This window comes from Asticcacaulis benevestitus DSM 16100 = ATCC BAA-896 (genome assembly GCF_000376105.1).
Taxonomy (GTDB): Bacteria; Pseudomonadota; Alphaproteobacteria; order Caulobacterales; family Caulobacteraceae; genus Asticcacaulis; species Asticcacaulis benevestitus.
In genome coordinates this window covers 1-20,288 of sequence record NZ_AQWM01000006.1, presented here as the reverse complement: position 1 = coordinate 20,288, position 20,288 = coordinate 1, and the positions used below count along the sequence as shown (strand labels likewise).

21 protein-coding genes are annotated in these 20,288 nt (G+C 61.2%); 12 read left to right on the top strand and 9 right to left on the bottom strand.

The window, feature by feature from the left end:
* Positions 1-56 precede the first annotated feature (56 nt).
* From B060_RS0109460 to B060_RS27575, 3 genes are all read left to right on the top strand, one after another.
* Complete coding sequence (locus B060_RS0109460; protein ID WP_236621646.1) at positions 57-2,369, top strand: pseudouridine synthase; 2,313 nt, start codon at positions 57-59, stop codon at positions 2,367-2,369.
* Between the two features lie 11 nt (positions 2,370-2,380).
* Positions 2,381-2,956, top strand: a complete 576-nt coding sequence (gene rsmD, locus B060_RS0109455; protein ID WP_018081538.1) for a 16S rRNA (guanine(966)-N(2))-methyltransferase RsmD — start codon at positions 2,381-2,383, stop codon at positions 2,954-2,956.
* 204 nt (positions 2,957-3,160) lie between these two features.
* Complete coding sequence (locus B060_RS27575; protein ID WP_164468325.1) at positions 3,161-3,310, top strand: hypothetical protein; 150 nt, start codon at positions 3,161-3,163, stop codon at positions 3,308-3,310.
* Positions 3,311-3,415: 105 nt separating this feature from the next.
* Here the strand turns inward: B060_RS27575 and mutL are convergent, their stop codons facing one another.
* The 5 genes from mutL to ypfH all read right to left on the bottom strand — a co-directional run bounded on the left by mutL (position 3,416) and on the right by ypfH (position 9,789).
* A complete protein-coding gene (mutL, locus tag B060_RS0109445; RefSeq protein ID WP_018081536.1) occupies positions 3,416-5,302 on the bottom strand; it encodes a DNA mismatch repair endonuclease MutL in 1,887 nt (628 codons plus the stop codon).
* Positions 5,303-5,373: 71 nt separating this feature from the next.
* Positions 5,374-5,802 (bottom strand): pyridoxamine 5'-phosphate oxidase family protein, encoded by a 429-nt coding sequence (locus B060_RS0109440; RefSeq protein WP_018081535.1) that lies wholly within the window; start codon positions 5,800-5,802, stop codon positions 5,374-5,376.
* 9 nt (positions 5,803-5,811) lie between these two features.
* On the bottom strand, positions 5,812-6,642 hold the full coding sequence (locus B060_RS0109435) for a hypothetical protein (RefSeq protein ID WP_018081534.1): 831 nt from the start codon (positions 6,640-6,642) through the stop codon (positions 5,812-5,814).
* A gap of 254 nt (positions 6,643-6,896) precedes the next feature.
* A complete protein-coding gene (locus B060_RS0109430) occupies positions 6,897-9,044 on the bottom strand; it encodes a TonB-dependent siderophore receptor (protein ID WP_035423480.1) in 2,148 nt (715 codons plus the stop codon).
* A 121-nt stretch (positions 9,045-9,165) separates the two neighbouring features.
* A complete protein-coding gene (gene ypfH, locus B060_RS0109425; RefSeq protein ID WP_026172720.1) occupies positions 9,166-9,789 on the bottom strand; it encodes an esterase in 624 nt (207 codons plus the stop codon).
* Positions 9,790-10,009: 220 nt separating this feature from the next.
* Here ypfH and B060_RS0109420 point away from each other — a divergent pair, with 220 nt between their 5' ends.
* A complete protein-coding gene (locus B060_RS0109420; RefSeq protein WP_018081531.1) occupies positions 10,010-11,173 on the top strand; it encodes a sensor histidine kinase in 1,164 nt (387 codons plus the stop codon).
* Here the strand turns inward: B060_RS0109420 and B060_RS0109415 are convergent.
* On the bottom strand, positions 11,170-11,715 hold the full coding sequence (locus B060_RS0109415) for a glutathione peroxidase (protein WP_018081530.1): 546 nt from the start codon (positions 11,713-11,715) through the stop codon (positions 11,170-11,172). The two genes, B060_RS0109420 and B060_RS0109415, sit on opposite strands and share 4 nt — an antisense overlap.
* A gap of 96 nt (positions 11,716-11,811) precedes the next feature.
* On the opposite strand from B060_RS0109415, the gene B060_RS0109410 reads away from it, so the two are divergent.
* The 4 genes from B060_RS0109410 to B060_RS0109395 are packed head-to-tail and all read left to right on the top strand — an operon-like array spanning position 11,812 to position 13,618.
* Positions 11,812-12,168: a DUF1304 domain-containing protein gene (locus B060_RS0109410; protein ID WP_018081529.1), complete on the top strand. Its 357-nt coding sequence runs from the start codon at positions 11,812-11,814 to the stop codon at positions 12,166-12,168.
* A gap of 15 nt (positions 12,169-12,183) precedes the next feature.
* Positions 12,184-12,462: a hypothetical protein gene (locus tag B060_RS0109405; protein WP_018081528.1), complete on the top strand. Its 279-nt coding sequence runs from the start codon at positions 12,184-12,186 to the stop codon at positions 12,460-12,462.
* Between the two features lie 8 nt (positions 12,463-12,470).
* Complete coding sequence (locus tag B060_RS0109400) at positions 12,471-13,001, top strand: GNAT family N-acetyltransferase (RefSeq protein WP_031220943.1); 531 nt, start codon at positions 12,471-12,473, stop codon at positions 12,999-13,001.
* A complete protein-coding gene (locus B060_RS0109395; protein ID WP_018081526.1) occupies positions 12,998-13,618 on the top strand; it encodes a pseudouridine synthase in 621 nt (206 codons plus the stop codon). Before B060_RS0109400 ends, B060_RS0109395 begins: the two co-directional genes overlap by 4 nt.
* Here B060_RS0109395 and B060_RS0109390 read toward each other — a convergent pair whose 3' ends face one another.
* Complete coding sequence (locus B060_RS0109390) at positions 13,619-14,317, bottom strand: SDR family NAD(P)-dependent oxidoreductase (RefSeq protein WP_018081525.1); 699 nt, start codon at positions 14,315-14,317, stop codon at positions 13,619-13,621.
* Positions 14,318-14,364: 47 nt separating this feature from the next.
* Positions 14,365-16,041: an alkaline phosphatase D family protein gene (locus B060_RS0109385; protein ID WP_018081524.1), complete on the bottom strand. Its 1,677-nt coding sequence runs from the start codon at positions 16,039-16,041 to the stop codon at positions 14,365-14,367.
* A 180-nt stretch (positions 16,042-16,221) separates the two neighbouring features.
* On the opposite strand from B060_RS0109385, the gene B060_RS0109380 reads away from it, so the two are divergent.
* From B060_RS0109380 to B060_RS0109365, 4 genes are all read left to right on the top strand, one after another.
* A complete protein-coding gene (locus B060_RS0109380; protein WP_018081523.1) occupies positions 16,222-17,193 on the top strand; it encodes a 2-hydroxyacid dehydrogenase in 972 nt (323 codons plus the stop codon).
* Positions 17,144-18,016 carry a kinase gene (locus B060_RS0109375; RefSeq protein ID WP_051081042.1) on the top strand — a complete coding sequence of 291 codons (873 nt, stop codon included), beginning with the start codon at positions 17,144-17,146 and terminating at the stop codon, positions 18,014-18,016. The genes B060_RS0109380 and B060_RS0109375 overlap by 50 nt, the downstream gene beginning before the upstream one ends.
* Positions 18,013-19,143, top strand: a complete 1,131-nt coding sequence (lldD, locus tag B060_RS0109370; RefSeq protein ID WP_018081521.1) for an FMN-dependent L-lactate dehydrogenase LldD — start codon at positions 18,013-18,015, stop codon at positions 19,141-19,143. The genes B060_RS0109375 and lldD overlap by 4 nt, the downstream gene beginning before the upstream one ends.
* Positions 19,144-19,270: 127 nt before the next feature.
* Positions 19,271-19,846 carry a lipid-binding SYLF domain-containing protein gene (locus B060_RS0109365; RefSeq protein ID WP_018081520.1) on the top strand — a complete coding sequence of 192 codons (576 nt, stop codon included), beginning with the start codon at positions 19,271-19,273 and terminating at the stop codon, positions 19,844-19,846.
* A 188-nt stretch (positions 19,847-20,034) separates the two neighbouring features.
* On the opposite strand, the gene B060_RS24170 is transcribed toward B060_RS0109365, so the two are convergent.
* Positions 20,035-20,288 (bottom strand): transposase (locus tag B060_RS24170; protein WP_018081519.1); only part of this gene is annotated, 254 nt, incomplete at its 5' end.

Genomic DNA, 20,288 nt, shown 5'->3' with positions numbered 1-20,288 from the left:
ACGGACTTAAAGACGGCCCAACGCACAGGCGTCAAGCAAATTTAGAAAGATCGACCGTGACCCAAGACAGTAACGCTGGAGAGCGTAACGAACCCGCAGCTCAGCCTGACAATTTCGAACCTGAAGCCCCCCGTGAGCTGACGCCGCAAGAATTGCAGCACGCGAAGGAAATGCAGGAAATCGCTGACGGTCACCGTTACATGCCGCAGGAAATGCGCGATGCCCGCGAAGCCGCCGGCAAGAAGCCCGAGCGCCCGAAGAAGCCTGCCAAATCGCTGAAAGACAATGCCGCCGGTTCCGGTGAGCGTATCGCCAAGGTTCTGGCGCGCGCCGGTCTGGCGTCGCGCCGCGAAATCGAGCGCCTGATCGGCCTCGGCAAGATCGCCGTCAATGGCCGTATCCTGGAAACCCCGGCTGTGCTGGTCTCCGGTACGGATGTCATCACGGTTGATGGTCAGGTGATCGGCGCCGCTGAACCGACCCGCCTGTGGCGCTATCACAAGCCCGTCGGTCTGGTCACCACGGAACGCGACCCCGAAGGCCGCCCGACCGTTTTCGACAAGCTGCCGGCCGATCTGCCGCGCGTGCTGAAAGTCGGTCGCCTCGATCTCAACTCCGAAGGTCTGCTGCTGTTGACCAATGACGGCGAACTGGCCCGTGCGCTGGAACTGCCCTCCGCCGGCTGGGTGCGCCGCTATCGCGCCCGTGCGCTTGGCCACACCACGCAGGCCCGTCTCGATAGTTTGCGCGACGGCACGACCGTCGAGGGCGTCATCTATGGCCCGATCGAGGCCACGCTGGACAAGATGGCCGAAAAGGCCGATGGCCGCGCCAACTGCTGGATCACGGTAGCCATCACCGAAGGCAAGAACCGCGAAGTCCGCCGCGTGCTGGAATCGATCGGTCTCAAGGTCAACCGCCTGATCCGTCTGGCCTATGGTCCGTTCCAGCTCGGCAATCTGGAGCCGGGCGAGGTCGAGGAAATCGGCCCGCGCGTCATCCGTGAAATGCTGGCCGATGTGGTGCAACTGCGCAATCTGCCGGTCGAAGGCGCCTCGCAAACCCAGGCGCGTCCTGGCCGCAGCGCCGAACGTGGCGCCGCGCCTGCCGGTCGTCGTGGCGGTGGTGATCGCTTCGCCGAGAAGCCGCGCTTTGGTGACAAGCCCGCCTATGGCGACAAAAAGTTCGGCGACAAAAAGTTTGGTGATAAACCAGGTGGCAACAAGCCCTGGACGCCGCGTGAAGTGGCCGAAAAGCGTGAATTCAAGGAACGCGATTTCGATCAGCGTCCGCGCTTTGAAGGCGACGGCGAGGCCCGTGACCGCAATCCGGCGGCGGAACGCGAGTTCCGTCCGCGCCGCGAATTCGGTGGCGCCGGGAGTGGTGAAAAGACGTGGAAGCCACGTCCGGAAGGCCGTGACCGCGCCGAGGGCGGAGAGAAGAAAGCCTGGACGCCGCGTCCTGAAGGCAGTGGTGAGCGCAAGACTTATGGCGCACCGCGCGAGGATCGTCCGAAGCGTGACTACGGTGCCAATTCTCGTCAAGATGGGCCGCAATCCAGGTCCTATGGCGATAAGCCGGCCTTCAAGAAGCCCTATGCGGCGCGCAGCGATGACGGTGTGCCGGCGGGTGAGGCGGGTGCCTATGAACGCGCCAAGCGCGAGTTCGGCGGTGCGCGTGAGGAACGACCGAAGCGTGATTTCGCGCCGCGCGGTGATCGTACGCAAGGTGCCAAACCTTACGGTGACAAGCCGGCCTTCAAGAAGCCCTACGCCGCTCGTGAAGGCGCCGAGGGTGGCGAGCGCCGCTCCTATATGAAGCCGAACCGTGAGGGCAGCCCGCAGGGTGCCAAGTCGTATGATCGTCCGAAGCGCGACTATGGCGACCGCCCGGCAGGTGACCGTTCGGCCGGTGACAGGCCTGCGTTCAAGAAGCCTTACGCTTCGCGTGACGGTGCTGTGGGTGGTGAACGCGCCTACAGCGACCGCCCCAAGCGTGACTACGGTGACCGTCCGGCCGGCGACAGGCCTGCGTTCAAGAAGCCTTATGCTTCGCGTGACAATGCCGGTGGCGAACGCGCCTACAGCGATCGCCCCAAGCGTGACTATGGTGACCGTCCGGCCGGTGACAAGCCGGCGTTCAAAAAGCCTTACGCTTCGCGTGACGGGGCTGCGGGCGGTGAGCGCAAGTCTTACGGCGATAAGCCTCGGAACGAAGGTTCTCGGCCTGCCGGCGGCGGTTACAAGGGCAAGCCTTCGGGTGATCGTCCGTCCAGCGGTGGCTTCAAGGGCCGTCCGTCTGGCGATCGTCCTTCCGGTGGCAAGCCTTCCGCGGGTCGCCCGCCCTTCAAGCCCCGCCGCGATAGCTAAGGGGTCAGCCGTTGCGCATAGTCGGTGGTCAATTCAAGGGGCGTACGATCGTTACGCCGGACGGGCAGAACACGCGCCCGACCTCCGACCGTGCGCGCGAGGCCATTTTCAATATCCTGGCCCATGCCGACTGGGCGCCCAACCTCGAAGGCGCGCGCGTGCTCGACGTCTTCGCCGGTTCGGGCGCGCTCGGTTTTGAAGCCATGTCGCGTGGCGGCCGATTCTGCCTGTTTGTCGAAACCGACGATGCGGCTCGTGGTGCAATCCGGGACAATGTCGAAACCTTCGGTCTTTTTGGCACAACCCGCGTCCACAGACGGGACGCCACCCAGCTTGGCCTGCGACCGGGGTCGCAAGCCGAGGCCTTCAATCTTGTTTTCCTTGATCCGCCCTATCGCAAAGGCTTGGGGGAGAAGGCTTTGGCTGCTCTGATCGATGGTAACTGGTTGACGGAAGACGCGCTGATCGTGTTCGAACGCGCCTCTGATGAGGACGTTTTTGTCACAGACGTGTGGCAAAAAATCAACGAAAAAACCTATGGCGCAGCGCAGGTTTTATTTCTGAAGAAAAAAATTCATGGTCCGTAAATTACGGAATTCATTATATAAAATGCCCATAAAGAGCGCCAAAGTGGTAAATTTAACGCACCGTTAAAAATTCTCTATTGACGGTTCTTAACTCTTATCCACAATATGTCCTTAACAAGGCGTAAAAGACAGGCAAGGCCGGTAACAAGGCACAAAAATTGCTCATCGCCAGTTAGAACTATTGCTCAAATTAGGGGTCAAGTGATGGAAATTCAAACTGTAGAAGCCATGAAGTCGCGGGCATCGAAGCGTCGTCCCGACGGCTTGAAGCTGCTTCTGGTGGCTGGCCTGAGCGTTCAGGTCTGGGGCGTGGTGATGGGCCTGGGCCTGATCATCCTTAATCTGACACACTAAACCTTTGGGGTCTGCAATCCGGCGATTGCAGGCTTTTTTAATGGCCAAGCGCTGACAGACGATAAGCGCAAGACCGTAAGGTGTTGCGCTTTATCTATGACGGCTTTAGCGCCGTCCGAACAGTTTCTCGATATCCTTGAGCTTTAACTCGACATAGGTCGGGCGGCCGTGATTGCACTGGCCGGAATGCGGCGTGGCTTCCATCTGGCGCAGCAGGGCGTTCATCTCATCGGCGGTGAGGCGACGGCCCGAGCGCACGCTGTGGCGGCAGGCGTGATCGCCGCAGATTTCCGCCATCCGTTCTTTCAGCGCCAGCAGTTCGCCGTGTTCGGTCAGGTCATCGACCAGATCACGCACCAGCCCGCCGATATCGCAATCGCCCAACAGGGTCGGGATATCGCGCACCAGCACACTGGTCGGCCCAAAGGCCTCGACACCCAGCCCCATGACCAGCAGATCTTCGCGCCGCGCCATCAGGCGGCTGACCTCTTCGCGCTCCAGGTCGACGATTTCGGGGATGAGCAGGCTCTGGCTCTGCACGTTGCCGGCGGCCATGGCCACCTTCATCTGTTCATAGACCAAGCGTTCGTGGGCGGCGTGTTGATCGACGATGACCAGGCCATCGGCCGTCTGGGCGATGACATAGGTTTCGTGGATCTGCGCCCGTGCCGCGCCGAGCGGGAAGGCTTCGGCCTGCGTGGGGGCGTATGGAGCCGGCGCGTCGAGTGGGGCTTCCATCACCGGCGCATAGGATTCGGCCACGCCCTGATAGGCGTCAAAAGATGGGGGCATCGTCTCGACGCGCGCGGTCGGCGAAAACGGCACCTCATCGGGCATATAGGGCGTCATATACGGGCGCACGGCAGCGATCTGCGACGCCGACACCGGATTATAGGGGCGGTTAAGGCCGAGCAGCGGCTGCACATCGGTGCGGAAACCGCTGAGCGCGGTGTGGGCCACCGTGGTGGCGGCGCGGTGGCCGGCTGAGGCGAGGGCGTGCTTCAGGGCCCCGATGATCAGGCCGCGCACCAGGTTGGGATCGCGGAAGCGCACCTCGGTCTTGGCCGGGTGGACGTTGACATCGAGGTCTTCGGGATCGATCTCGACAAACAGCGCCGCCAGCGGATGGCGGTCGCGCGCCAGAAAATCGGCATAGGCCGCACGCAGGGCGCCGGTCAGCAGTTTGTCGCGCACCGGGCGATTGTTGACGAAGAGATACTGATGCGCCGCATTGCCGCGTGAAAAGGTCGGCAGGCCGGCATAGCCCGTCAGCCGCACGCCTTCGCGGACCTGATCGATCAGCAGGGCATTATCGGAAAAATCGGCGCCAAGCAGGGCGGACAGGCGCCTGAGCCGGCCTTCGAAGCCGGCCTGTTCGGCAAAGAGTTTCAGTTGCTTCTTGCCGTCGAGTTCGAGCGAAAACCCGACATTTTCATGCGCCATGGCCTGACGCTTGACCTCTTCGGCGATGGCCATGTTCTCGGCGCGCTCGGATTTCATGAACTTCAGACGCGCCGGCGTGGCGTAGAACAGATCGGTCAGTTCGATACGCGTGCCGTGGTCGCCGCCGAAAGCTGCCGGACGGATCGGCGAAATGGCGCCGCCATCGACGCGGATATTGAGCGCCTCGCCATCGCGTGGCCGCGAGGTGATGTTGAGCCGCGCTACCGATCCCATGGAGGGCAGGGCTTCGCCGCGGAAACCGAGCGTCTTGATATGGAGCAGATCCCACGTGCCGTCGGCCTGCGGCTTGAGCTTGGAGGTGGCGTGGCGCTCAATCGCCAGTTCCAGATCCTCCGCGCCCATGCCGGAGCCATTGTCCTCGATCAGGATGCGCGACAGCCCGCCCAGATCGGCACGAATGTCGATCTGGCGGGCGCCGGCGTCGATAGCGTTTTCGACCAGTTCCTTGACGGCGGAGGCGGGGCGTTCGACGACCTCGCCGGCGGCGATGCGGTTGATGGTGTCTTGAGGCAGGCGCTGAATATGCATGGGCTGAATATAGCGGGAGTCGATGCGTATGTCAGGAGGCCTTGGGGATTCATCGGCGTAACGACGCGCGATCAGAGATAGAGTTCGCCCTCTTCGTAATTGTGCCAGTATTTCAGTACCTTGGCCTTCACCTTGATCAGGCGCAGGCCCGGCGTATCAATACCGTCCTTGAACCATACCTCGATATCCTTGACCCAGTGCTTTTCAAACAAAGCCTTGTCATCGATCAGTTCGGCCTTGCCCGTCACCGACAGGAAAAAGCCGCCGCTGATCAGGGAAGGGAGTTGCGTGAAGGCGATATTGACCTGTGGATCGGCCGTGATCTCCTGCGCGGCTGAACTGTCCGCCGTGGCGAAGAAGTACGAGTCGCCGTCGTAATCCACCAGTTTGTTGTTGCTCATCGGGCGGGATTCAAGGGCGCCATCGGCCGTCTTGGTCGTCAGCATGCACAGATCGATATGGCGCATGGTCTTGCTGATCTCTTCGAGCGTAAGGCTCATCGCTATCTCCTAATAATTGTCACGAAGTTTACCGCCGAGGGCGGCTGCTACAATGGCGATAAAGGCGCCAATGAGCAGGGAAAGGAACAGGCCGATATGGAAGGCGACCAAGGTTTTGCGGGCGGCTTCTGCCGTTTGCGCAGCCTTTTGCTTCGCGGCGTCGATCTCAGCCAGCGTGGTGTTGACGCGGCCTTGTGCTTCGGCCTGCGACAAGCCGGTGCGGGCGGCGACCTGAGATGACAGATAGGCTCTGTCAGCCGCAGGCACGGAGCCGTTCCTGGCGCCATTGACGAGAATGCGCGTCGTTTCGGCGGTGATATCGGCGGCGGGCGCTGTCGCCGAAGGGGTCGTGGTGCGATAGAGGCTGTCGGTGTAGTAACCGACTTCGTCGGTCGCACCGGCGGCGACAGTAGCGGTGGCCTGAACGCCGGTAGTGAGCGCACCGGCGGCGACGATGGCGGCCAGACCCAGGGTGAAGACGGTGGCGACCGACCAGGCAATAAAGCCGTGCGCGGTGTCACGGAAGAAGACTTCATCGCTGTGCGTATCGGCCCATTTGACGCGCAAACGGCCGGCGATATAGCCGCCGATGCCGGAGGATACCCACTGCATGATGACCAGCCAGATTGCCCAGCCAGCCGTGAAGGTGACGAGGCTGGCTTCGGTGGCGTTGAAGACCGAGACGGAGGCGAAACCGAGCGCCGAACCGAGCGGCAATAGGATCAGCGATATGGCGGCGGCGACAAAGGCTCCGCCGAGGATTGAACCCCAGTGGATGCCGGATTTGGACGATTCCAGATTAGGGCCGTCCGTGGTTGTGAGGGGATCTGAGAAAGCCATGCGAGAGCCCCCGATCAACGGAAAACAAGCGCGAGCAGAATAATGACGGGGATCGGAACCCCCAGCAGCCAGAGCAAAATGCCTTTACCCATTGTAACCTCCTGAAATTGACTTGTGAGGTCAGGTTAGGGTGGCTGCGGGCTTTTTAGAAATGCCGGAGAGGTCGGAAACCTGTAATGAAGTCATAAGGTAAATGTGAAAAAGCCACCGCATGAGGTTGTCATGCGGTGGCGTGGTTTACGGATTTTGAAGGTCTAGTAGGTCCAGTCGAGCGTGACCATGACGCTGCGCGGCGCGGCGTAAAAGGCCTGATCCCACTGCAGACCGCCGAAATATTTTTCATCCAGAGCGTTCTTGAGGTTGAGCGAAGCGCGCACATGGTCGGTCAGACGGAAGCTGCCCATCAGATCGATCACGGAATAGGCGTCCTGGGTGAAGAGCGTGCCCGCGCTGGTGGTCGACACATCGCTCTGCCAGCGCACGGCGGCGCCCAGCTTCATGTCGCGGTATTGCGGCAGGCTGTAGGTGGTGGAGAGTTTGAGCGTCTGGCGGGGCAGATAGTTGCGGACATTGTTGCCATCACGGTCTTTGATCGACAGGCTGGTCCAGCCGCCATTGAGGCTCCACTGCGGCGTGACCTTGCCGGCGACTTCCAGTTCATAGCCTTCAACAAAGGTGTCGATGCCGGTATAATAGGACTTGCCGACAAGCTCAGGCTTGGTCGTGTAGCCGGGAAGACTGGCATCCGTATTTTGCAGGTAGCCGGTAAACTCAGCCAGATCGTATTGTTCCGACTTGAAGACCGAAGCGGTGGCGTAAAGACGATTGTCGAACCCTTCCGATTTGACGCCAGCTTCGTAGCTCTTACCTGTGGCGGCATTGAAGCGGACAAAATTGACGTCGCTTTGCGATTGCGGATCGAAGATGTCCGTATAGCTGGCGTAGAGCGAGACGTGCTCACTGACGTCATAGACTGCACCCACATAGGGGCTGACCTTGTTCTCCGAACGGTCCTGCGAAACACGGTAGGAATCGCCGACCGCTTTCAGATCGACCGCATTGAAGCCGACGATGCCCGTCAGTTTATCGCTGAGGTTCAGATGGATGGCGCCATAGATGCGGGTTGTGTCGGTCTTGATCTGCTCCGACAGGTACGCATCAGGGTAGGTGGGTTGCGCCGGTGGCGTGATGTGACCGTCCACAATCGGCGCGTAGCTGGGCAGGTCGGCCGAGCGCTCCCACTTGTAGCTGGCGGCGTGGGTCGAATTTGCACCGAGCACGACCTGATGCTCGCGTCCGAACAGGCTGACATGGCCGCTGGCCACGACATCAAACATATCCTGCTTGATGATAGACGGGTACATGCCGCTGTAGGCGACGACGCCCAGGCCTGTATCGGGATCGGGCGTACCCGACGGATACAGCAGCCTGGCGTCTTCGTCATAGGATTTGCGCGTATAGATGCCCTTGATCGTCCAGCCATTGTCGAAACCATAGGACAGTTCGCCAAAGCTCTGATGGTCGTGGGTATTCCAATAGGTCCACGGCGCCGACGAGGTGGCCGACACATCATAGTCGATCGGCGTGCCATCGGAATAGGTCAGGGGCAGGGCGCCCCAGGTGACGCCGTCCGCCAGGTTGTCCTGCTGCGAATAGCCGGCGGTGGCCTTCAGCTTCGGCGTGATATCCCACGACAGGACGCCGTAATAGACGCTGCGGTCGACGCCGTAATAGTCAAGATAGGAATCGGTGTTGGTTTTGGCGTAGACAAAGCGTCCGGCGACCGTGCCGCCCTCATTCAGCGGCCCCGACACATCGGCGGTCACGCGTTTGTTGTCCCACGAACCGTAGCTGGCCGAGGCCGAAGCCTGAAACGCCTTGGTGGGGCGCTTGCGGATATAGTTGATGGTGGCCGACGGATTGCCGGTGCCGGTCAGCATGCCGGTGGCGCCGCGGATGGCTTCGATACGCTCATAAAGGGCGGTGTCCAGTGCGCCGACCTGCAGGCCCCAGTCGAGCGGCTGCCCCACGCCGTCGACCTGGAAGTTGATGATGTCGAAACCGCGCGAATTGTAATAGGTGCGGTCGGTTTCGTCGGCCTCCACATTGATGCCGGGGATTGTGGCCAGAAGCTGGTTGGCATCGGTCAGGCCAAAGTCCCTGATCTGCGCGGCGGTGACGATGGTGACCGATTGTGGCGTTTCGCGCAAGGACAGGTCGAGACCCGTGGCGCCGGCCGAGCCCTTGATCACGCGCTTGCCGATGACGACGACTTCCCTGGCTTCGCTGTCGGCCGAGGCGTCCGCTGTCGCTTCGGCGTGGGCGGCGCCAATAGCCATCATGGCGAACACCGAGGTGGCTGTCAGCAAGATGCGAAGACGGTTGCAACGAAGGGCGGTCATGTCAGAAAACTCCTGCATAATTAAGAATGCGAATGATTAGCAATTCGCGCTTCTTAGCAGGTGCTGTGAGGCGGTCAACTAGCAATGCGAATTATTCGCACAAAATGACCTTGCGTGGACCTTATGCCGCAGAACGTTTGAGATAGCCAAGGACGAGGCGGGTGGCCGCCGAATCTATGGTATGGGTTAACCCTGGCAGGATATCGAGTGTGACGTGTGCGCCGAGCGCCATCAGGTCGTCATAGGCTCTCTGCGCGTGGGCGGCGGCGATGATCGGGTCGGCATCACCATGGATCAGGTGGATGGGGCAGGCGGGTACGACACGCGGCGGCGCGGCGAAGCGGCCTGACAGGGAGATGACGCGAGCGGCGATCGTCTCCGGCAGCTGCGTAGATTCCAGCGCCATGATGGCGCCTTGCGAAAAGCCGATCAGGGTGGTGGCGTGGGCGTCGACACCGGTTTTCGCCTGCCACGCCTGCACGCAGGCGACAAAGCCCGGCATGGCCGCAGCCACGCGCGCCGGTCGATCGTCTTCGGTGACGCCGCGCACCGGAAACCATTGGAAGCCTCCGCCCGTCTCTGAGGGATCAGGAGAGGCGACACTGATCACAGCGGCCTGCGGATCCGCCTCGGCGATGGTCTGGCCCAGCGTCACCATATTTTGCGGCAGGGCACCAACGCCGTGAAACAGAAGGACAAGGTGCTTCGGCGAGGGCGGCGTGTGGACAGGCAGGGAATGGGTCATAAGGCTCATATATGGCGGATGATCGCACAATCAACCTGCAATTAGAGCGGTAAAATAAAGAACCAAATATTGTGGTATCTATCGCAGTAATAAGATGCGAATGATGAGCCTTGAGGGCCTTTTATCGGCGGATTGTGCAGTTTTATCGACTGTAAGTGTGGCTCATCTTTAGTAAAAAATTGAAAATATCTGAGGTTGAACACAAACTTTCAGGATTGTCATGACTGAAGACGTTCTCAAAATTTTTGGAAACCACATGCGACTGGCTGAGTTTATCAGGGCGAATACGGCACCTATCATTGCTGAGTGGGAAAACTTCGCCAAGACGTTCGTGCCGGCCGCCGGCAGCATGACGCCGCTCGCCTTGCGCAATCATATCCGGCAAATTCTCGGCTTTATCGTCGAGGACATCGAAACCACCCAGACGGATTCCGAGCAGATCAGAAAGTCGCATGGCGAAAAGCCGCGGACCTTCTATCCGAGTGCCGCCGAAACGCACGCCTCACTGCGCCACGCCGGCGGGTTCAATATGGACCAGATGGTCTCGGAATATCGGGCCCTGCGCGCCAGTGTGCTCAAACTTTGGGGTATGGACCGCGATATGAACGCGGTCGATGTCAAGGACATGATCCGTTTCAATGAGGCGGTCGATCAGGCGCTGACGGAATCGATCCGCGACTATTCGGTCAAGCTTGAAATGTCGCGGAATCTCTTCCTGGGCATACTCAGCCACGATCTGCGCAATCCCTTGAGCGCCATCTCAATGTCGGCGCAACTGGCCATGAAGATCGGCCAGCTCAATGAGCGTCAGACCATGCTGTTGTCGCAAATCGCCGATTCAACGTCGCGCGCAGGGGATATCGTCACCAATCTGCTCGACCTGACGCGGGCGCGTCTGGGATCAGGCCTGCCGCTGATCAAGGAGCCGGTCGATATGGGCTATATCAGCAAGATGTTGGTCGATGAGGCGCGGGCCATCCATCCCAATCGGGAATTTACGCTGGAAATTACGGGCGGTCTTGAAGGGATCTGGGATCGGGCGCGTATCGGACAGGTCTTCTCGAACCTGATCGGCAATGCGGTGCAGTATGGTTTCACCGACGCGCCAGTGACCATCAAGGTCGAGGGGCTGGAAAGCGAAGTGGTGGTGTCGGTGCATAATGAGGGCGTGCCGATTTCGCCGGAGCACATGGTGACGATCTTCAGCTCGCTGACGCGCGTCGAACCGCACGCCGATGACGAAAGCGGCCATGGCGCCTTGTCGGTTAATCTCGGCCTGGGGCTCTATATCTCCAAGGAAATCGTCACGGCCCATGGCGGGACGATTAGCGTTACCTCATCTGAGACGGACGGCACGACCTTCAGCGCTCATTTCCGGCGTTAGGTTTTCGCCAGTTCGCGCTCGATCGCGGCAACCAAGCGCGGATCATCGGCGGTGACGTCGGGCGCGAAACGCTCGACCACGTCGCCGTTTTTGCCGATCAGGAACTTCTCGAAATTCCACAGCACTTCGCCTTCCGGACTGACCGGGATGCCGAACTTTTCCAGACGTTCGCGCATCGGACCGGCGCTGACGGCGTTCGGCTGGGCCTTGGTGAAGACATCATAGAGCGGGTGCTTGTCGGCGCCGACGACGCTGATCTTGCTGAACAGGGGGAAGGTGACGTCATAGGTGGTCGAGCAGAAACTGACGATATCTTCGTCAGTTCCGGGCTCCTGGGAGAGGAAATTGTTGGCCGGGAAGCCCAGAATCTCCAGCCCATCACCCGATTTTTCACGATAAAGCGCTTCGAGCGCTTCATATTGCGGGGTCAGGCCGCACTTCGACGCGACATTCACCGCCAGCAGCACCTTGCCTTTGAACCCTTCGAGCGTGGTCGGCTGACCATCAATGCGTTTCAGAGGGATGTTGTAGATGTCGGTCATGGGGCGCTCCTGGGTCTGTAGGCTTTAAAGTGCTTTCTTCCTTGCGCTTTTGCAAGGGCGGAGGCACCCTATTGTCAACACTCAAGGGAGCCTGACTTGCACACCATCGCTAATCTTATCGTCGGCCTCGTCGCTGTCCTGCATCTGGGCTTTTTGATTCTGGAGATGTTTTTGTGGCAGACGCCGTTCGGTCGCAAGACCTTCGGGCTGACGAAGGAGTTCGCCGCCGAATCCGCCAAGCTGGCGGCTAATCAGGGGCTTTATAACGGTTTCCTCGCCGCCGGCCTGGTCTGGGGACTGCTGGCTGGCCATGACAGCTTCTATGTCAAGGTCTTCTTCCTGAGTTGCGTGATCGTTGCGGGGCTCTATGGCGGCTTTACCGTCAAAAAGTCGATCCTCGTCATTCAGGCCTTGCCTGCGCTGGTGGCTCTGATACTGCTCCATCTGCCGTAAACAAGGACGCGTACCATGGAAGATCATCAACTCAGCAAAAGCCTGCAATCCATCGGCAAGTCCTGCTTCGTCAAGAATTTCGAACTGTTCAGCGATGCGGCTATTTCCGATCTCGACGCGATGCAGTTCCTGATGGATGATCAGGGCTACGAACAGACCGGCGCGCGCACCCGCGTCAGGGAAGGCCGCCGCATCATCGAATCCGGCCGCGCCAAGGATGCGCTCAAGATCATCGCTGACGCCCGGCTTGAAGACAGCACGCTGGCGGACAAGGCCTATCGGCTCAGCCTTTAGGTTCGGTCATGTCGTTGCGACCCGCGCAAATGGCGGACATTCCGGCCCTTAAGGCCTTGATCAACGAGTCGGTCATGGTGCTGCAGGCCGATGATTATTCCGAAGCGCAGCGTCAGGCCGCGCTCGGCACGGTCTTTGGCGTCGATACGCAACTGATCCTCGACCAGACCTATTTTGTCATCGAGAGGGACGGCCAGATCGTGGCCTGTGGCGGCTGGAGCTATCGCCGGACGCTCTATGGCGCCGATGCGCTGGCCGGCCGCGAGGACAATACGCTAGATCCCAAGGTCGACCCGGCCCGGATCCGGGCTTTTTTCGTCAAGCCGGGCTGGACGCGGCGCGGCCTGGGCAGCCAGATCCTCACGGCGTGCGAAGCCGCCGCGGAAGCGGCAGGTTTCCGGCGCTTTGACCTGGGCGCCACCCTGACCGGCATCCCGCTCTATCAGGCCTATGGCTACGAACCGATCGAGACGACGCAAGCGCAGATGGCCGGTGGCCTGAGCCTGCCGATCGTCCGCATGGGTAAGGCGCTGTCGTGAGCGATGGCGTGCTCTATGCCGACGATCATATGCTGGTGGCGGAAAAGCCGGCGGGCCTTTTAAGTGTGCCCGGACGCTTGCCGCAGCATAAGGACTGCCTGATCACGCGCCTGCAAAGCCTCTATCCTGATGCCCTGACCGTACACCGGCTCGATATGGCGACGTCCGGGCTGATGGTGTTTGCGCGTGGGCCAGAGGTCCACCGCACGCTTTCAAAGGCCTTCGCTGACCGTCAGGTGGACAAGCGTTACATCGCGGTGGTGGCGGGTGACCTCAGCGCGGATGGCGAGGTCGACCTGCCGCTGATCAAGGACTGGCCCAATCGCCCGCGCCAGATGGTCGATCACGCCACCGGCAAGCCCTCGCTGACACGCTACCGCATCCTCGGCCGCGGGGAGGGCACAACGCGGATCGAACTGGAGCCCGTCACCGGGCGGACGCACCAGTTGCGGGTGCATATGATGGCGATCGGTCACCCGATTCTGGGCGATGATTTCTATGCACCGCCGGAGATCGAAGCCCTGAGCCCGCGCCTGTTGCTCCACGCCGAACGCCTGAGCCTGCCGCACCCCGTCACCGCCGCGTGCGTCGCATTCCACGCAGCAGCGCCTTTTTGATCACCACGGCAGGGACTGGCCGCGATAATCATAGAATCCACCGGTCTGTTCGGCGCTCAGACCGTCGATGACCGCTAACAGGTGTGTGGCGGCATCGAGGGGTGCTCGCACGTCCAGGCCGGTCTTGTGGAAAGGCGCCGACAGGTGGGTCTGAACCGTGCCGGGATGAAGCGCCACGCAGACGGCTTGTGGCGCGCGCCGGCGCAATTCGATCGCGGCGGTTTTGACAAACTGATTAAGCGCGGCTTTCGAGGCGCGGTAGCTGTACCAGCCGCCCAGTTCATTATCGCCGATACTGCCGACCTTCGCCGACAGGGTGGCGAAGACGGCGCGCCCCTGACGCGGCAGGAGGGGCAGGATATGCTTCATCAGCAGGGCGGGGCCGATGGCATTGAGCGCGAACGATCTGGCCATATGCTCAGGATCGAGCGACCGCCAGCTTTTTTCCGGTTCGAAGTGTGCGTCATGCAAAAAGCCGGTGGCGTCGATCACCAGCCGGATATCGCCCTGCGAAGCCGCCCATTGCGCGGCGCTGGCGATGCTCGCTTCGTCGGTCAGATCGAGCGGTGGACCGGAATGCCGGGACAGGCCCAGACACAGATCATAATGGCCCCGAGCGCGAAGGGCTTCCAGCAGCGCACTGCCGATACCGCCACTGGCGCCAATGATAACCGCGTTGCCGTTCAAGGGTGTATTCATGCCCTTCTTACGGTTTCGCCGGGCTTTTGGATTATCTTTGGCTCCGGTTAAGCGCCGGGCTTCAGCACCAGATCCTTCGCCTTTGCCGAGAAGCGGCGCTGCGGGAAGCAGGTAAAGGTGCGCGAGGTGATCGTGCTGACCGACATCCATTCGCCCGTCATCTCATCGGGCGTCAGGGTCAGGCGGACAAAGCCGTTATAGGCGTCATCGGCGGCCACGACCTCGGTGTTCTGATCGGCCAGCGTCTCGGCCAGTTGCAGGTCTGGCAGCCACGAATCTAACCAACGCGTCGGGCTGCTGATCGCCGTGACGCCGAGCTCAACGGCCATGGTCTGGCCGGTCACGTCATGAAGCTGGTTGGCCCAGGCGCAGTGGCTGTCGCCGGAGACGACCACGGTGCGGGCCTTGGCCGCCTTGATCATGGCGTAGACGCGCTCGCGTTCGGCCGGATAGCCGTCCCAGCCATCGAGATTGAGCGGCAGGGGATCGGCGCTGTCGAACAGGGCCACGAAGGTGTCGAGCTTCTGGCGCGCGCCTTCGGGGGCCAGGTTGCGCATGGCGGCTATCGCATCAGGGCCGAGCCGTTTGACGATATCCGGGCCATTGACCTTGGCCATGACGATCTGGTTGCCCAGCACCTGCCAGGTCACGCCATCATGCACCGAGGTGGTCAGGGTGTTTTGCAGCCAATCGCGCTGCTCTGCGCCCAGCAGTTCGCGCTCGGGCGCGTTGAGTTTTGTGCGGAAAGCGGTCTTGTCGGGCTTGCCGTCGATATAGGTCAGGTCTTCGGCGTAATCGAGCTGCTTGGTGCGCGCCAGCAGGCGGCTTTCCAGCATGACCAGTTCGGCCAGCTTGCCGAAGCGGACGCTGCGATAGATGGCTTCGCGCAGGCGGCCGGGCTCCGGATCGCGGATCGGCATCCATTCCGAATAGGCCTTGAGCGCCGCCGCCTTGCGCACGCCCCAGTCACCTTCGCCGGCATTGTGGTTTTCGGCGCCGTCGCGCCATGGATTGTTGCAGATCTCGTGGTCGTCGAAGACGCAGATCCACGGCGCGCGGGCATGGGCGGCCTGCAAATCCTCGTCGCGCTTGTACTGGGCGTGGCGCATCCGGTAGTCGGCCAGGGTGACGATCTCGTGCGCCGGCTCCGGCATGCGCATCAGCATGCGGCCATTGCCCATGCCGTAATCGGTCAGGCCGGCGCCATATTCATAGATATAGTCGCCAAGATGGACCACGGCGTCGACGCGCGGCAGGTTGGCGATGGCGCGATAGGCGTTGAAATAGCCGTTGGGATGCAGGGCGCAGGAGGCCACGGCCAGCACCACCTTGTCGGTTTCCAGCGGCAGGGTGCGGGTGCGGCCGACCGGCGAGGGGATCGGGCCAGCGAGGAAGCGGTAGACATAGTCGGTGTCGGGCGTCAGGCCGCGCACATCGGCCTTAACCGTATAGTCGCGGCCGGCGTCGGTGTAGACCTTGCCCTCGGCCACTACGGTGTTGAAGCTGTCGTCTTTGGTGATCTGCCAGGTGATATCGGCGCCGCGTTCCAGACCGCTGATGCGAGTCCACAGAATGAAGCCGTCGATGAGGGGATCACCGGATGCCACGCCATGCTCGAACCGGACCTGTGAGGGTGTTTCCGGCAAGGCGGAGGCGCCAAGGGCAGGCACGGCGGCGACCGTGCCCACGGCGAACAAAACTTTCCGGCGGCTGACCATCCCCATAAGGCTCCCGCTGTTTCCGATGAAACCAGCGCTTAGGGGGATTTGATGACAGCCGTTTGGCAGTTAAATGACGGTTTTTGCGCTAAAACCTTAACGTGCCGCGACAGTCGCTTTCATCAGGAAAAGCGTGCGCCGGTTTTTAACAGGCGCTAAAAGACTTAAAAACCGAAAGATTCGCTTATGACACGTCCCAAGATCCTGATCACCCGTCCCTGGCCCGCCGGCGCACAGGCCTATATGCAGGCGCACTACGACGCGACCGTCAACGACACCGGCAAGCCCCTGACGCACGCCGAACTGATGCAGGCGATGACGGCGTATGACTGTCTGTGCTCATCGCTGGGGGATCCGATGGATGCGGCCGTCTTCGGTGTGCCGGGGGCGCGCGTGAAGATGATCGGCCACTATGGTGCCGGTTATGAGAATATCGATGTCGCCGCCGCCAAGGCCGCCGGCATCACAGTGTCCAACACGCCCGACGTCCTGACCGAGGCCACGGCCGATATCGCCCTGATGCTGATGCTGATGACCTCGCGCCGCGCCTCTGAGGGCGAACGCCAGTTGCGCGCCGGTGAGTGGAAGGGCTGGGGCACGACGGCGCTGATGGGGCAGTCGCTGGAAGGCAAGACGCTGGGTCTGGTCGGCTTTGGCCGCATCGCCCAGGCGACCGCGCGCAAAGCTGCCCGCGCGCTCGGCATGAAGATCGCCTATTACAGCCGTCGTCAGGCCGCCACCGATATCGAGGCCGCGCTGGAGGCCCGCTATGTGCCGTCGCTCGACCAATTGGCGGCCGAGGCCGATGTCCTGTCGCTGCATACGCCGGGCGGGGCTGAGACAAAGCACATGATCGACGCGCGTCTGCTTAAGCTGATGAAGCCCACCGCGATCCTGATCAATACGGCGCGCGGCTCGGTGGTGCATGAGGCCGATCTGGCCGAAGCGCTGAAAGCCCGCACGATCTGGGCGGCGGGTCTCGATGTCTATGAGGCCGAGCCGGTGGTGCATCCGGCCTTGCTCGACCTGTCAAACGCGGTGCTGTTGCCCCACCTCGGCAGCGCCACGGTCGAGACGCGCGAGGCCATGGGGATGCGGGCGGCTGTCAATGTTGATCTTTTCTTTGCCGGTCAGCCCGTGCGTGATCGGGTTGCTTGATCTCGTTGCCGCGCAGGTGGTGGACTGGCTGGAAACGGCCAGAAAACCCCTTGTGCTCGGCGTGTGCGGGGCGCAAGGCTCCGGAAAATCAACATTGAGCGAGGGGCTTGAGGCCCGCCTGAAAGCCAGGGGCCTGACCGTGGCGCTGCTGTCGCTCGACGATCTCTATCTGGCGCGCGAAGCCCGTCCGGTCGATATCTCTGCGCTGTTCGCCACGCGCGGCGTGCCGGGTACGCATGATGTCGCCTTAGGCGAGCGTACCTTCAAAGGCTTGCTGTCCGGCCAGCCAACGCGCCTGCCGCGCTTCGACAAGGCGACCGACTCACCCGTGCCGGAAGAAGAATGGCCGGAGATAACAGCACCGGACATCATCATTTTCGAGGGCTGGTGCGTTGGGGCGCGTCCGCAGGCCGACGAGGATCTGGCGACGCCGGTCAATGATCTGGAGCGCAACGATAATGGCGTCTGGCGCAGTGTGGTCAATGAAGCGCTGAAAGGCGCTTACGCCACCCTGTTTGGCCATATCGACAAGCTGGTGCTGCTGGCGGCGCCCGGTTTCGCAATCGTCCGCGACTGGCGAATCGAACAGGAAAACAGCCTGCGCCGCCGGTTGCAGGCCGAAGGGCGCACCGGCACGCACCTTATGAGTGATGAGGCGGTTGGGCGCTTCATCCAGTCTTACGAGCGCCTGACCTGTCATATTCTGCGCACCATGCCCGCCTATGCCGACCTGACCTTGCAACTTGATGCCGCGCGGCATATGACGTCAGCCACAACGCCTGTTCCGGCCCCTGTTTCTGCGTCCGCATCGAGATTTCAATGATCATTTCCGCCGCCACCGATTACCGTGAAGCCGCCCGGCGCAAACTGCCGCGCTTTCTGTTCGACTATCTGGACGGCGGCTCCTACGCCGAGATGACCCTGCGCAACAATGTCAGCGACCTGTCGTCGTTGGCCCTGCGTCAGCGCGTGTTGCGCGATGTCGCCGACCTGTCGCTGGAGACCGAGTTGTTCGGTGAAAAGATGGCGATGCCGGTGGCGCTGGCGCCGGTGGGACTGGGCGGCATGTACGCGCGGCGCGGTGAAGTACAGGTGGCGAAAGCCGCCAAGAAGGCGAACATTCCCTATATCATTTCAACGGTTTCTCTATGCCCTCTTGAGGAAATCGTTGAGAAGTCTGGCTGCGATATCTGGTTCCAGCTCTATGTGCTGAAGGACCGCGGGTTCATGAAACACGCGCTTGAACGCGCGCAGGCCCTGGGCGTCACCAAGCTGGTCTTTACGGTCGATATGCCGGTGCCGGGCGCGCGCTACCGCGATAAGCACTCGGGCATGAGCGGTGATTTCGGCCCTATCCGCCGCATGGTGCAGGCGATGTTCAAGCCGGAATGGGCCTATGATGTGGGCCTGCGCGGCACGCCGCACGATCTTGGCAATGTGTCGACATATCTCGGCAAGGCCACGGGGCTTGAGGACTATATCGGCTGGCTGGGCGCCAATTTCGATCCGAGCATTTCGTGGAAGGATCTGGAGTGGATTCGTGACGTCTGGAAAGGCCCGATGATCATCAAGGGCATTCTCGATCCGGAAGACGCGAAGGACGCGGTGACATTCGGCGCCGACGGCCTTGTGGTGTCGAACCACGGCGGCCGTCAGCTCGATGGCGCGCTCTCGACCTGCAAGGCCCTGCCGGCGATCGCCGACGCGGTGGGCGATGATTTAACCCTTCTGGCCGATTCCGGTATCCGTACGGGGCTCGACGTGGTGCGGATGCTGGCGCTCGGCGCCAAGGGTGTGCTGTTGGGCCGCGCCTATATCTATGCGCTGGCCGCCGGTGGCGAGGCGGGGGTCACCAACCTGCTGAGCCTGATCGAGAAGGAAATGCGCACGGCCATGGCGCTCACGGGCGTTAAGACCATCGCGGAAATCGATCGCAACCTGCTGGCGTGAGGCGAGGTTGCCAGCGAGCTTATGTGATCCTGATGTTTTTCCCGTTGCCTCCGCATGGCAACGCAACGGGTGACGCCGCTAGATAGACCTCACTGGGCGATCACGCTCCGTTATCTGAGGTGCTATAATGTTCAAGTTTCCCAAATTGACCGCAAGCGGCTTTACGCTCGCCCTGGCCTTGACCACGACCGCCATGGTCCCCGCGCTAACTCCGCAGGTCGCGGAAGCCGCCAGCAAGGCCGATATCAATTCTGACTCACAAGCCGCGCTCAATTCGCTTTATGCCGGCAACCCGACCGCCAAGCTGATTGGTTCGCGCGCCAAGGCCATCCTGATCTTCCCCAGCATCGTCAAGGCCGGTTTGGTCTTCGGTGGCGCCTATGGTGAAGGCGAACTGCTGGCCGATGGCGGCGTGGCCGACTATTACAATTCCTTCTCCGGTTCTTGGGGGCTTCAGGCCGGCGCGCAGTCCTACGGTTACGCCGTTTTCCTGATGTCTGACAACGCGGTGAAATACCTTAAGGAAAGCTCAGGTCTTGAAATCGGCGTGGGCCCGACCGTGGTTGTGGTCGATGAGGGCGTGGCCCGCAATCTGTCGACCTCGACCCTGAAAGACGATGCCTATGCCTTCGTCTTCGATCAAAAGGGCCTGATGGCCGGTGTCTCGATCGAAGGCACCAAGATATCCAAGATCAAGCAATAGCTCCCCCCTAAGCTGCTGATCTTGTTCATGAGCCCTTCGGTTTCCCCTGGCCGAAGGGCTCTTTTCGTGTGCTCAAGCGCCGCACAGGCTCGCGCCCCCTGCGAAGCCCTATCGCTTCGCTGCTTGAGGGCATGCGCGCGGTGGGCCTTGCCCTTGCTAGTCGCCCGTGAACAATTCAGTTTTTGAACTCAAGCGGCAAGTTGGCTGTAGTCCGCATAGTTTTTTGTCTTCGTGACCGCCATGGACAGGGCCATGACGAAGGCACAAAAACTCTTCAGCCAGTTCAAGAGGAGACGGATGTTATGGCCGGCGGCCACCAGGAGGACATTGACCGCATCGCCATGTGCTCCGGCAAGCCAGTTCCGCTCGAGTTTTCCATCGGCTTTCATGTGCCCGATGACAGGCTCGATGGCACTTCTGCGTTTCAGTTCGCGTTTGATAG